10 protein-coding genes are annotated in these 12,982 nt (G+C 71.1%); 6 read left to right on the top strand and 4 right to left on the bottom strand.

Annotated elements, in window-relative coordinates; genetic code table 11:
• Positions 1 to 79: 79 nt before the first annotated feature.
• Complete coding sequence (locus VPH61_RS11950) at positions 80 to 967, top strand: SDR family oxidoreductase (protein WP_332063706.1); 888 nt, start codon at positions 80 to 82, stop codon at positions 965 to 967.
• Between the two features lie 50 nt (positions 968 to 1,017).
• Positions 1,018 to 1,341 (top strand): DUF7882 family protein, encoded by a 324-nt coding sequence (locus tag VPH61_RS11945; protein ID WP_332063705.1) that lies wholly within the window; start codon positions 1,018 to 1,020, stop codon positions 1,339 to 1,341.
• A gap of 12 nt (positions 1,342 to 1,353) precedes the next feature.
• On the opposite strand, the gene helR is transcribed toward VPH61_RS11945, so the two are convergent.
• Positions 1,354 to 3,546 carry an RNA polymerase recycling motor ATPase HelR gene (helR, locus tag VPH61_RS11940; protein ID WP_332063704.1) on the bottom strand — a complete coding sequence of 731 codons (2,193 nt, stop codon included), beginning with the start codon at positions 3,544 to 3,546 and terminating at the stop codon, positions 1,354 to 1,356.
• A gap of 307 nt (positions 3,547 to 3,853) precedes the next feature.
• Here helR and VPH61_RS11935 point away from each other — a divergent pair, with 307 nt between their 5' ends.
• Entirely contained in the window at positions 3,854 to 4,201 is a 348-nt protein-coding gene (locus tag VPH61_RS11935; protein ID WP_332063703.1) for a carboxymuconolactone decarboxylase family protein, read from the top strand.
• A 32-nt stretch (positions 4,202 to 4,233) separates the two neighbouring features.
• Here VPH61_RS11935 and VPH61_RS11930 read toward each other — a convergent pair whose 3' ends face one another.
• Positions 4,234 to 6,492 (bottom strand): LuxR C-terminal-related transcriptional regulator, encoded by a 2,259-nt coding sequence (locus tag VPH61_RS11930; RefSeq protein ID WP_332063702.1) that lies wholly within the window; start codon positions 6,490 to 6,492, stop codon positions 4,234 to 4,236.
• Positions 6,493 to 6,717: 225 nt separating this feature from the next.
• Between VPH61_RS11930 and VPH61_RS11925 the strand changes: the two genes are divergently transcribed.
• Positions 6,718 to 7,125 (top strand): DUF7144 family membrane protein, encoded by a 408-nt coding sequence (locus VPH61_RS11925; protein ID WP_332063701.1) that lies wholly within the window; start codon positions 6,718 to 6,720, stop codon positions 7,123 to 7,125.
• Positions 7,126 to 7,226: 101 nt separating this feature from the next.
• Here VPH61_RS11925 and VPH61_RS11920 read toward each other — a convergent pair whose 3' ends face one another.
• Entirely contained in the window at positions 7,227 to 8,687 is a 1,461-nt protein-coding gene (locus tag VPH61_RS11920; protein ID WP_332063700.1) for an MFS transporter, read from the bottom strand.
• Between the two features lie 178 nt (positions 8,688 to 8,865).
• Between VPH61_RS11920 and VPH61_RS11915 the strand changes: the two genes are divergently transcribed.
• The gene (locus VPH61_RS11915) at positions 8,866 to 9,699 is read left to right on the top strand and encodes a carbon-nitrogen hydrolase family protein (RefSeq protein WP_332063699.1); all 834 of its coding nucleotides are present in this window, start codon (positions 8,866 to 8,868) and stop codon (positions 9,697 to 9,699) included.
• On the opposite strand, the gene VPH61_RS11910 is transcribed toward VPH61_RS11915, so the two are convergent.
• A complete protein-coding gene (locus tag VPH61_RS11910; RefSeq protein ID WP_332063698.1) occupies positions 9,686 to 10,921 on the bottom strand; it encodes an aminotransferase class I/II-fold pyridoxal phosphate-dependent enzyme in 1,236 nt (411 codons plus the stop codon). The genes VPH61_RS11915 and VPH61_RS11910 overlap by 14 nt on opposite strands.
• A 166-nt stretch (positions 10,922 to 11,087) precedes the next feature.
• Between VPH61_RS11910 and VPH61_RS11905 the strand changes: the two genes are divergently transcribed.
• Positions 11,088 to 12,851, top strand: a complete 1,764-nt coding sequence (locus VPH61_RS11905) for a S1C family serine protease (protein WP_332063697.1) — start codon at positions 11,088 to 11,090, stop codon at positions 12,849 to 12,851.
• The last annotated feature ends 131 nt before the right edge of the window (positions 12,852 to 12,982 follow it).

Raw genomic sequence — 12,982 nt, 5'->3', positions numbered from 1 at the left:
TGTCAACCCCCTACCGGGTGCAGCAGATCGTTCGTACCGTGAAATTCCACTGAACAGCACGACAAACAGGAGGACGACCATGTCGCGATCCGAGTCCCTGATCGACCCCACCACGAAGCATCCGTCGGGCCCCTTCCCACGCCAGCAGCAGGAACCGCCGGGACGAACCGAGGAGATGGCTCCGACGCCCGATCACGGCGAGGAGAGCTACCGCGGCGCCCATCGTCTCGTCGGGCGCAAGGCGCTCATCACCGGCGGCGACTCCGGCATCGGTCGTGCGGTCGCCATCGCGTTCGCCCGCGAGGGCGCCGACGTGGCGATCTCCTATCTCGCGAGCGAGGCGAGCGATGCCGAGGAGACGGCGCGCTGGATCGAGGACGCCGGGCGCATGCCACTCCTCCTCCCGGGCGACCTGCGGTCCGAGGCGCACTGCGAGCAGGTGATCGAGCGAGCACGTTCGACGTTCGGCGGGCTCGATCTGCTGGTGCTGAACGCTGCGCACCAGCGCGACCGGGGCGGCATCGACGAGATCCCCACCGACGACTTCGAGTCCGTGATGCGCGTGAACCTGTTCGCGCCCGTCTTCCTGGCGCGCGCGGCAGTGCCGCACATGTCGGCGGGGGCCAGCATCATCACGACGACCTCGATCCAGGGCTTCGACCCCTCCTCCCGCCTGGTCGACTACGCGATGACGAAGGCCGCACTCGTCGCGTTCACGAAGGCGCTCGCCGAGGAGCTCGGACCCCGCGGCATCCGTGTGAACGCCGTGGCTCCCGGGCCGATCTGGACACCGCTGATCCCTGCGACCGGATGGCCGGACAAGATCCCCGAATTCGGTCGGGACACTCCGCTCGGCCGGGCCGGCCAGCCGGCGGAACTCGCCGGGGCGTACGTGTATCTCGCGTCGGAGGACGCCTCGTACGTCTCGGGCGCGATCCTGCCCGTCACGGGCGGACGCCCACTGTAGTGAGGGCGCAGGAATGAGCCGTCGCGCGCCCTGCGCCCTATGATCGGAGCATGGGCAAGCTCATCTACAGCACGTCATTGCGCGAGTTCGATATCGATGACCGTGCGCTCGCCCACCTCAGGGTCGCAATCCTGACCAAGCTGCGCCGCGCCGAGAGCTTCGCCTTCACCTGGGAGCACGGCGTCGAGCGCGGGAGCGGCCGAACGACGATGTGGATGCACGAGTCGATTCCCGTGCTGTTCGTCTTCAGCGGCAACCGGGCTCCGAAGCTCAACCGGATCTGGATCGAGGAGCTGATCCTCTCCGCCAGCAGCACCGCCGGGTTGCACCTCGTGGCAGAGCCCGAGTCGTCCGAGCCGTTCGAGATCGACTGACCCGCGGGCGGTTCATCCGCTCGTGAGGATCACGAGTCGCTCTGTCGCCCGCGTCATCGCGACATAGCGGTCGACCGCCCCCTCGAGTCCCGTGCCGTACGACTCGGGGTCGATGAGCACGACGAGGTCGAACTCCAGGCCCTTCGCGAGTTCGGGCGTCAGCGACCTGACGCGCGGAGAACGACCGGATGCATCCGCGCCGCCGCCTGAGCCGAAGCCGGTACCGCTACCGCCGCCGTCTCGTGAGATCACGCACGCGGTGCCCTCGGCATGCTCGGCGAGCCAGGCCTCGAGGATCCCGTCGAGTTCGGCGACCCCGCCGTGCACGACCGGGATGCCGGTGCTGCGCACCGACGCCGGCACATTGGCGTCGGGAATCGCCGCCCTGATGACGGGCTCGGCCTCGGCCATGACCTCCTCGGGCGTGCGGTAGTTGATCGTGAGGTGCGCGATGGCGACGTGCTCCAGCCCGATGCGCGCGAGGCGCTCCTGCCAGGAGCCGGTGAACCCGTGCCTGGCCTGGGCGCGGTCGCCGACGATCGTGAGGCTGCGCGACGGGCACCGGGCGAGCACCATCCGCCACTCGGCATCCGTCAGCTCCTGGGCCTCGTCGACGACGATGTGGGCGAACGGACCGGCGAGCTCGTCGGCGTCGCGACTCGGCAGCTCGGCCTCGTCGACGAGCGAGCGCTGCACGTCCTCACCACGCAGCATCGTCATGACGCCCTCGCCGTCGTCGTGCACCTGCGCCTCGAGCAGGTTGTCGATGACGCGCGACATCTCCTCGCGCTGGGCGGCCGCCGCGGCCTCGCGCCGTCGCCGGTCGCGGGATGCCTCGGGGTCGCCGATGCGCTGCCGGGCCGCGTCGAGGAAGGGGAGGTCGGCGACGGTCCACGCACGAGGGTCTGCGCGCTGCAGCAGGTCCACCTCCTCGTCGGCGAGCCACGGCGCGCACCGCCGCAGGTACGCGGGCACCGACCACAGGTCGGCGATCACCCCGGCCGGGTCGAGCACCGGCCACGCCCGGTTGAAGGTCGTGCGCAGTTCGCGGCTGTCGGCGAGTGCGGCGCGGAGCTCTTCCGGTTCGGCGTCGTCGCCGTGCCGCTCGGTCACTACGTCGAGCAGTTCCTCCCAGACCTGCAGGCGCGCCTCGTTGTGCGGGGTGCCCGGTTCGGGAGCGTCGAACGCCTCGGCCCAGGCGCCGGCATCGACCGGCACGTCGACCCAGGGAGTCTCGACCATCATGGCTGCACGTGGTGGTCGTTCGTAGTGGTCGACGGCGCGTTCGACGGCCCGCACGAGCTCGGCCGATGACTTCGCCCGGGCGACATCGGGATCGGTCTCGACCGAGGCGGCGGCACCCTCGGGCACGAGGTCGCGGATGGTGCAGGTCTGGACGCCCTCCTCGCCGAGCCCCGGGAGGACGTCGGCGACGTAGTCGAGGTAGGGCTGATGGGGCCCGATGAACAGCACGCCGCCGCGCCGGTGACCGAGCCGCGGGTCGGAGTAGAGCAGGTACGCCGTGCGGTGCAGCGCCACGACGGTCTTGCCGGTGCCCGGTCCGCCGTCGACGACGAGCGCACCGCGGGAGCCCGCACGGATGATGGCATCCTGATCGGCCTGGATGGTGCCGAGCACGTCCTGCATCCGCGCCGATCGGGAGCGGCCGAGGCTCGCGATGAACGCGGACCGGTCGTCGAGAGCCGCGTGCCCGGCGAGGGCGTCGGGGGTGAACACCTCGTCCCAGTAGTCGGTGATGCGGCCGCGGCTCCAGCGGTACCGGCGACGGCTCGTCAGGCCCATCGGGTCGCCGTGCGTCGCGCCGAAGAAGGGTTCGGCGGCGGGGGAGCGCCAGTCGATGAGCAGCCGTCGGCCGTCGGGCGCCGTGAGGCCGAGTCGCCCGATGTAGACGGGGTCGGCGTCGGCGCCGGCGGCACCGTCGGCGGCGACCATCCGGCCGAGACACAGGTCGAGGCCGAAGCGGCGGAGGAGGCGCAGCCGCCCGGTGAGGCGGTGCACTTCCAGGTCGCGGTCGAGCGCCGCCTGGCCGGTTCCGCCGGGCGATCTCAGCTCGGCCGCCAGTCGGCCGGACACCTCGGCGATGGAAGTCCGAAGCGCCTCTGCGATGGCGGCGAAGTGCGCCTCGTCGTCGGCGATGAGCGATGGGTCGGCCTTGGCGGCGAGGGTTTCGGGCAGGTCGAACACGTGCGAATCCAGTGCGGCTCCTCGGGTCGTGAGCGGATGTCTCCGGCTCGGCCGACCAGTATGCGCCGCGGAGGGGCCCTTGCCGCAAGCCCCCCTCCTCGCGATATCCTGAGAGTGGAGAGCATGGGGGCTCTCCTTTTCCGTGTCACCGGCGCAGTGCTTGCATTCACGTTGCTTGCGTTCAGGGTGCCTGCTTTCACGCTGATCGCGTCGACGAATCATCCCTTGTAGGTGATGCGGAGGGAAACAGACGGGGGTTGTCTGTCGTCAGGGCGATTCGAACGCCGAGCTGAGGGGGAACCGTCTCATGGATTACACCGACCGGCTGCGACGGCTCGCGATCAATGACGAGCGGCTCGCCGTAGTCGAGTTCGACGACCCGAGCGCCTCCGGTCGACTCGACCCCAAGGCGCTGGCGCTCGCCAGGGTCGCCGCGCTCGTGGCGGTCGGCGGTGCCGAACCGTCGTTCGGGGCGCAGATCGACGCGGCGATCAGCGCCGGTTCGACGGCGGCACAGGTCGTCGACGTGCTCGTCGGCATCATCCCCGTGGTCGGGCTGCCCCGCGTCGTCGCAGCGGCCCCGAAGGTCGCGCTGGCGCTCGGCCACGACCTCGAGATCGACGTCGTGGAGTTCGGAGCCGAAGAGCCGCGGTAGCCGGCCCAGAGCCCAGTGCTCCGGCCCGGAACTCAGAGCCCGGAGCCGAGCAGACCGAGCTGCGTAGCACGAAGCACGGCGTCGCTCCGTGCCGAGACGCCGAGCTTGCGGTAGATCGATCCGAGTTCCGAGCTCACCGTGTTTCGCGAGACGAAGAGCCGTTCGCCGATCTCCCGAACCGAGAGATGGGTCTGCAGGTACGGCAGCAGTCGAAGTTCCGCCGGCGAGAGCGGCGGACCGCCTTGCTCGCCCTGCTGCTCGCTCGCGGCCATGAAGCGACGGAAGTCGGCGACCTGGTCGACGAGCGTGCCGAGGTCGGGACGGATGAGCAGCACGTCGTCGATCTCGCGAAGCAGGTGGTGGGCGGTCGAGTGATCGGCGATCGCCCAGTGCACCTTGGCGAGCTGCAGTCGGGCCCGCACGGCGAGGTAGGGGATGGCGTCGGTGCAGGCGGGTCGGGCGCGCATCGCGCGCGTGAGTTCTCGGCGCACGGCGACGAGGTCACCGCGGTGGAGTGAGAGACGAGCCGCCTGGGTGAACGCCAGCACCGCGGTGGCATAGTCGTCCATGCGCCGTTCGTCGATGGCGTCGATGGCCGCCGTCACCTGGGCCGCCGCCTCGTCCCATCGCCCGGCGTCCATCGCCAGCAGCGCGAGTTCGGCAGCGGACAGGATCAGTCCCTCCGCGTTGCCCAGGGAGGCGGCGACCAAGACGCTCTCGTCGAGCGCCGCGGCGGCACCCACGACGTCGCCGACGAGCAGCCGGGCCTCGCCGAGCAGCAGGAGGGCCTGATCGCGCCAGGGGCTCCAGTCCGGTTCCGCCGCCCATGCGAACTCGGCGTCCGCGAGCGCCTGGGCGGGGCCCGACCGGCACATGACGGAGCGGAGCATCGCGCGTGCGGACGCGAACGACGCCGTGCCGTCGTCGGGCGGCCCCTCGTATGAGGCGCGGTCGACGACGGCGGCCCAGCGCGCCGCCTCCGTGGGTTGTCCTGAGAGCGCCGTGACCCACCCGGCGAGCACGGCGAGCGGCGGATACGCCTCGATCGCCGGGTCGCCGATCGCCGTCATCCAGCGCTGCACGGTCGCGATCTGGCCCGACTGGTAGCTCGGCAACGCGGTCGCGGCGACCAGCCGAGCAGTTCGTGCACGTTGGTCGTGCTGGTCGAGGAGGAACTCGATCGCCATCGCGGGGGACCCCTGCTGCTCGAACCAGGTCGCCGCACGGCCGCGGAGTTCCGGCAGCATCTCGGGTTCGAGGCGGCGCAGTTCGCCCAGCAGGAACTCCCGGTACAGCGCGTGGTAGCGGTACAAGCTCCTGCTGCGGTCGAGCGGCACGATGAAGACGTTTGACTCGTCGAGTTGTCGCAGCATCGACTGGGCGTCATGCGTGTCGAGGATCGCGTCGCAGAGAGGCGCGGAGAAGGCGTCGAGCACGGCCGTCCGACGGAGGAACTGCTGCAGATGCTCCGGCAGCGTGACGAGCGACTCCCGATAGAGGTAGTCGGCGACGTAGCGGTCGTCTCCCGAGACGGTCTCAGGCGCCTCGCCGCCGTCCTCCGCGATCGCCGCGGCGAGCACGACGCCGACCGGCCAGCCCTCGGTGCGCTCCACGAGTTCGACCGCCTCCTCGGGGGAGAGCGGCACCTGCGTGCCCGCGAAGATGGTTCGGACCCCGGCCGCGTCGAGCGCGAGGTCGCTCACCGTGATGGTGTGCGCATCGCCCGCGGCGCGGGCTCGGGGCAGGTGCTGCGATTCGCTGCGGCTCGCCACGACGAGTTGCGATCCGGCCGGAATTCCCGCGAAGACGACACTCAGCGCGTCGTGGCAGGCGGGGTCCCTGAGCTCCTGCAGGTCGTCGAGCATGAGCACGAAGGCATGCGCGCTGCGGCTCAGCGCTGCGGCGAGCAACGGCGCCCCGCGGCCGAGCACGGCTGTGGCATGGCCCGTCACCCGCCGCGGCAGTCGCGCAGCACTCGGCTCGATGCGCGCGAAGGCCTCGGCGAGCAGGGTCAGGAGCGCTGCCGGGTCGTCGTCGAATCGATCGAGCGAGACCCACGCGACCGGCCGATCGTCACGGCGCGCCCACTCGGCGAGCAAGGTCGACTTGCCATACCCGGCCGGAGCCGTCACGCCGACGAATCGTCGGCCGCTCGAGCGGGCGGCGTCGATCTGAACCGCGCGACTGACGCGCCCACCGGCCGGTTGCTCCGGAGCCGAAAGTTTGGCGTCGAGCAACTGCTGATCGAGCTCGACATCCGGCGTCTCCGCCGTCGGGACATCACCGCGCACGGTCGAAGCATATTGACCGAGGCGCCGGGCAACAACGCCCAGATCGGGTGTGTCGGTCGCGGCGTCGGGGCTGCGGATGCCCGCGCTCGACGCCGGCCAGCGCGAAAACGAGCATTCATGCGATCTGAATGATGTCCCGTGCGGCGATCAGGGCCACGCTGGCGAATGTTCAACCGAAACGCCGGCCGACTTCCTCGTCGCGGCGCCGAGCAGGAGGGCACTCAAATGAGCACGGTTCCACAGCAGACCGGGTGGATCGGATGGATCGGCTTCGCGGCCATCATCCTCATCCTGAACGGTGCGTTCAGCGCACTGCAGGCGTTCGTCGCGCTACTCGGCTCCAACACCTACTACACGGTCACCGAAGAGGGCCTCTTCCTCTTCGACATCACGGGCTGGGGATGGTGGAACCTCATCATCGGCCTCCTGCTCGTGCTCACCGGTGTCGCCCTGCTCTCCGGCGCGACGTGGGCGAGGGTCCTCGCGATCATCATCGTCTCGTTGAGCGCACTCGGCCAGCTCCTGCTGATCCCGGCGCAGCCGTGGTGGTCGATCATCGTCATCGGTATCGACATCCTCGTCATCTACGCGATCACGGCCCACGGCCGGGAGCTCGCCCAGTCGAACGGCTAGCCGCCCGACGAACTCGAGACTGCCGCAGGCACTGGAACCGGGGGGTCCAGTGCCTGCGGCCATGCGCGGTCGGCGTCGTGCGGCACTGACGCCGGGTCGCGTCACCGAACGGTCGGCACCTGCTCCGCAGCATCCGTCGGCGCCGTCTCGACGTGCGCCGCAGCGTCCGTGCGCTTCGGCCTGATCAGCACGATCGCGAGCACGCAGCCGACGAGCATCGCGATGCCGGCGGCGACGAACGCGGCCGAGTAGCCGCTGACGAAGGCGTCGAGCCGACTCGATGCACCTGCGACGACGACACCGCCCGACGCTGCTGCATAGGCGGTCGTGAAGATCGACAGCCCGAGCGAACCGCCGATCTGCATGGCGGCGTTCACGGTCGCGCTCGCCGCTCCGGCATCGTGCCCGGCGACGCCGGCGAGCGCGAGGTTCTGCATGGGCACGAAGAGCATCGACATGCCGATGCCGAGGAGCACGAGGGCGGGGAGCACCTGCACGAGGTAGTCGCCGCCCACGGTGATGAGACTGAGCACGAAGAGTCCGGCTGCTGCGATGAGCGGGCCTGCGATCATGAGCGGGCGCGCACCGAACCTCGACAGGAACCGCGTCGCGAGGGGAGCGACGAGCGCGATGACGATCGTCAGCGGCAGGCTCGCAAGGCCCGCCTGCAACGGCGAGAATCCCAGCACGATCTGCAGGTGGAACGTCAGGTAGACGGTGGCGCCGATCATGACACTGCCGGCGATCGCCTGCAGCAGGAAGGCGCCGCCGCGCACACGGTCGAGCACGATGCGGAGCGGGAGCAGCGGCTGGGCGACCCGCGATTCGACCCACACGAAGAGGGCGAGCAGTGCGATGCCCACGGCGATGAAGCCGATCGTGCCGATCGAGACCCAACTCTGCTCGGCGAGCGTGAAGCCGAACACGAGCGACGCGAGGCCGAGCGCGACGGTGACGACACCGAGCCAGTCGTAGCGATTGTCGCCCTCCGCGCGACTCTCCGTGAGGAGCATCGCGCCCGCGACGATTCCCACGATCACGACGGGCACGTTGACGAGCAGGCACCACCGCCAGTCGACGAACTCAGTGAGCAGGCCGCCGAGCACGAGCCCGACGCCGGCGCCAGCGCCGGCGACCGAACCGAACACGGCGAACGCAGTGTTGCGCTCACGACCGCCGGGGAACGTCACCGTCAGCAATGCGAGGGCGGCCGGCGCCATGAGGGCGGCGAACACGCCCTGCAGGCCGCGGGCGAGGATCAGTTCAGCACCGCTCTGGGCGATGCCTCCGATGACGGATGCCACGCCGAAGCCGGCCATGCCGACGAGGTAGGTGCGCTTGCGGCCCCAGTAGTCGGCGATCCGGCCGCCGAGCAGGAGCAGGGCTCCGAACGCGAGCGCGTACGCGGTGACGACCCACTGACGCTCGGAGTCGCTGAGGCCGAGGGCGAGCTGGGCCTCGGGGAGCGCGATGTTGACGATCGTGCCGTCGAGTACCACGACGAGTTGCGTCAGCGCGAGGATCACGAGGACCCACCAGCGCCGAGAGGAGGAATTGGACATGGGCGTAGCCGAACCTTTCGGAGGAGAACGCGTGATTGCCGGGGTTTCCAGCCCGGATCGTTGCGCGCTCACAGCCGCTCGACCACGCCAACCTCGGGGTTGGCCAGAGGTTCAGGATATCAGTCCAGCCGCTTCGGAGAACCGGTGGGCGCAGGGCAGACCGCCATAGGCTGTGGGTATGCAGAGGGAGACCGAGGGCTTCGGCATCGCCGTTGCGCAGTTCGCACCGAGCGACGATGCGGCCGGCAATCGCGCCGAGATCGAACGGCTCGCCGCGCTCGCCGCAGCGCGCGGAGCGGGCCTTGTGGTCTTTCCCGAATACTCGAGCCACTTCACGCCCGAACCCGGTGACGGGTGGCTGACGGCTGCGGAATCGCTCGACGGCGCGTTCGTGTCGCACCTCGCCGCGGTCGCCGACCGGCTCGGCGTGCACCTCGTCGCCGGCATGATCGAACGACTCGATCGCGCGGGCGATGCCGAGGGCGACCGCCGCGTCGCGAACACCGTCGTCGCAGTCGCACCAGGGGCGGGCATCGTCGCCACCTACCGCAAGCTCCACCTGTACGACGCGTTCGGACAGCAGGAATCGGCCTGGATCGCGCCGGGGGCGATCGAGGCGCCCGAGATCTTCGAGGCCGGAGGGCTCCGCTTCGGCCTGCAGACCTGCTACGACGCGAGGTTCCCCGAGGTCACCCGGCGCATCGTCGACGCCGGCGCCGACGTCGTGTGCATGCCCGCCGAGTGGGTGCGCGGCCCGCTGAAGGAGGCGCACTGGCGCGTGCTCACGACCGCGCGGGCGCTCGAGAACACGGTCTACGTCGCCGCGGCCGACCATGCGCCGCCGATCGGCGCCGGCAACAGCATGGTCGTCGACCCGATGGGCGTCGAACTCGTCACGATCGGCGAGACGACGGATGTCGCGGTCGCATGGATCTCGAAGGCCCGCATCGACGCCGTGCGCGCGGTGAACCCCGCACTCGCCCTGCGCCGCTTCACCGTCACCCCGCGCTGAGCCTCGCGAGCCTCGCCGAGGCCTCCTCGAGCACCTCGCGCCGCTTGCAGAAGGCGAAGCGCACGAGGCTCGCGACGTCGCTCTGCCGGTCGGGGTGCACGAACGCCGTGACCGGCACCCCGACCACGCCCGCGAGCCCTGGCAGGGCCCGGCACAGCTCGGCACCGTCGGCGTACCCGAGCGGCGCGGCATCCGCGATCACGAAGTAGCCGGCCTGTGGGAGCGGGAGCGAGAACCCCGCGGACTCGAGACCTGCGGCGAGCAGGTCGCGCTTGGCCGAGAGGGTCGCCGCGGCATCCGCGAAGAAGGCATCGGGAAGGCCGAGCCCCGTCGCGATCGCCGGCTGGAACGGGGCGCCGTTGACGTACGTCAGGTACTGCTTCACCGCGAGCACGGCCGTCACGAGGTGGGCGGGCGCCGTCAGCCACCCCACCTTCCACCCCGTGGTCGAGAAGGTCTTGCCGCCCGAGGAGATCGAGATCGTGCGCTCCCGGGCACCCGGGAGGGTTGCGATCGGCGTGTGCGCCGCACCGAACACGAGGTGCTCGTAGACCTCGTCGGTGACGATCAGCGCGTCGTGACGCTCGGCCAGCTCCACGACGAGCGCGAGCGTCTCGGCGTCGAGCACGGCCCCCGTCGGGTTGTGCGGCGAGTTCACGAGGATCACCCGGGTGCGGTCGGTCACCGCCGCGCGCAGCTCGTCGTGGTCGGGCCGCCAGCCGGAGTGCGAGCCGTCCCGGCTCCAGTGCAGCGGCACGGCGCGGTGCACGCCGCCTGCGCGAGCGATGAGCGCGGCGTACGCGTCGTAGTACGGCTCGAAGGTCACCACCTCATCGCCGGTGTCGACGAAGGCGAGCAGCGTCGCCGCGAGCGCTTCGGTCGCGCCCGCCGTCACGAGCACCTCGGATGCCGCGTCGAGCTCGATGCCGTACCAGCGCCGCTGATGGTCGGCGATGGCCTCGCGCAGCACGGGCATGCCCGTGCCGGGCGGGTACTGGTTCACGCCACCGGCGATCGCCTGCCGCGCGGCCTCGAGCACCTCGGCCGGGCCGTCTTCGTCGGGGAAGCCCTGCCCGAGGTTGATCGCCCCCGTGCGCACGGCCAGCGCGCTCATCTCGGCGAAGATCGTGGGGGCGATCGAGCCGTCGGCCGCGAGGAGGCCTGCGCCGGCCGCGGTGCGCTGCCACGGCGCGAGGCCCGGTGCGGGGGAGAAGTCGCTCACGTTCTCACCGTACGCGAGGGTAGGGCCAGTACGCTGGCGCAGGCAGCGAAGGTCCCGGCGACGGCACTCGGAGAAATCCCGGCGCGGGGATAGCAGAGTCATAGACTCCGCCGATCGGGCGCACAGCTTGCTTCGGGATGCTGGCTTTGCTTGGAAGGAGCACACCATGACCGACACCACGAACGGAGCCGCGGGGGAGCCCCGCGAGGACGACGTCACGCCGACGCCCGCGGCAGCCGAGAGCGCTGCGCCCGTCGCCCCTGAGACTTCCGCCGCGACGAACGAGACCGCGGCGCCGACCGAGACTCCGGCCCCCGAAGCGCAGTCGACGGATGCCGCGGCGCCCGCCGAGCCCGAGACGACGGCCACTCCGGCCGCAGTTCCCGCCGCAGCGCCGGCAGCCCCTGTCGCTGCCCCGGCGGCGCCTGCCGCCCCGGCCCCCGCCGCGACCGGTACGGTCTACGAGCCCGGGCAGCAGCCCCAGCCCTACACGGCCCCGCAGTACACGAAGCAGCCGACCCAGCCCGTCGCCGCGGCATCCGCCCCCGCGCAGCCCGGCCAGGTGCCGCCGGCCTTCGGCGGCCCCTCCGCGCCCTCCGCGCAGGCGCAGCACCAGAACCAGACGCAGCCGACCGTGCCGCTCACCGGCCTCCCGGCCGAGGGCGCCGCTCCCGCCGCTCCCAAGCAGCGCCGCGTCGGACTCGGTGTCGCCGCGGCGATCGTCGCCGCCGCCCTGATCGGCGGCGCATCGGGCGCCGGCATCACCGCCCTGCTCACGAACGACAACGGCGCGTCGACGAGCGAGAGCGCAGGCTCCGCGCAGAACATCGTCGTCAACGACACCGAGTCGGTGAACCAGATCACCGCCGTGGCCGCCAAGGCGAGCCCGAGCGTCGTCACGATCTCGGTCTCGGGCGCCCAGTCGGGCGGCACCGGCTCCGGCATCATCCTCTCCGACGACGGCTACGTGCTGACCAACACCCACGTCGTCACGCTCGACGGTGCCACGGGCGACCCGGCGATCCAGGTCAAGACGAACGACGGCCACCTCTACGCGGCCGAGCTCGTCGGCACCGACCCGCTCTCCGACCTCGCGGTCATCAAGCTGGCCGACGCCTCGGGTCTCACGCCCCTCGAGTTCGCCGATTCCGACAAGCTCAACGTCGGTGACACGGCGATCGCGATCGGCGCGCCGCTCGGCCTGTCGGGCACCGTCACGAACGGCATCGTCAGCGCGCTCAACCGCTCGATCGACGTGGCCTCCTCGGCCGCGCCGGCCACCCCCGACGACTCGCAGGGCGAGGGCGACCAGGGCGGCGAGGGCGGCGACGGCTCCGACAGCCCGTTCGACTTCTTCTTCGACCTGCCCGACCCCGAGGGCGGCGAGACCCCGCAGCAGCCCAACGCCTCGACGGGTCAGGTGTCGCTCCCGGTCATCCAGACGGATGCCGCGATCAACCCGGGCAATTCCGGTGGCGCGCTCGTCGACTCCGACGGCAAGCTCATCGGCGTGAACGTCGCGATCCTCTCCACGGGCGGCGCCGCGCAGGGCGAGACCGCCGGCAACATCGGCGTCGGCTTCGCCGTTCCGTCGAACCTGGCCAAGCGCATCGCCGACGAGATCATCGAGACCGGCTCCGCGACGCACGGCCTGCTCGGCGCCACGGTGACCTCGGCCGAGGCCGAGGGATCGAGCGACACCGTCGGTGCGCTCATCGCCGAGGCGCCGCCCGAGGGCGGCGCGGCCGCCGCGGCGGGCCTTCAGGCCGGCGATGTGGTCACCGAGTTCAACGGGGTGCCGATCACGGACCAGACCGACCTCACCGCGCAGGTCCGGGCGCTGCCCGGCGGCGCGAAGGCCGAGCTGACCTTCACGCGCGACGGCGAGTCGCAGACGGTCACCGTGACCCTCGGAACGTTCGAGGGCTGATCGACCGATCGACCGGCCGGCGGGTCCGGGCCCCAACGGGCCCGGGCCCGCTCTCGTGCACCGACGGTCGCTCGAGGGCGCTGCTGCTAGGCTCGATCGACCCGAACGACGAGTGAGGAACATGCCCGAGA

It is taken from the genome of Agromyces sp. CCNWLW203, assembly GCF_036576125.1.
Classification (GTDB): Bacteria; Actinomycetota; Actinomycetes; order Actinomycetales; family Microbacteriaceae; genus Agromyces.
This window is presented reverse-complemented; position numbering and strand designations above follow the sequence as displayed.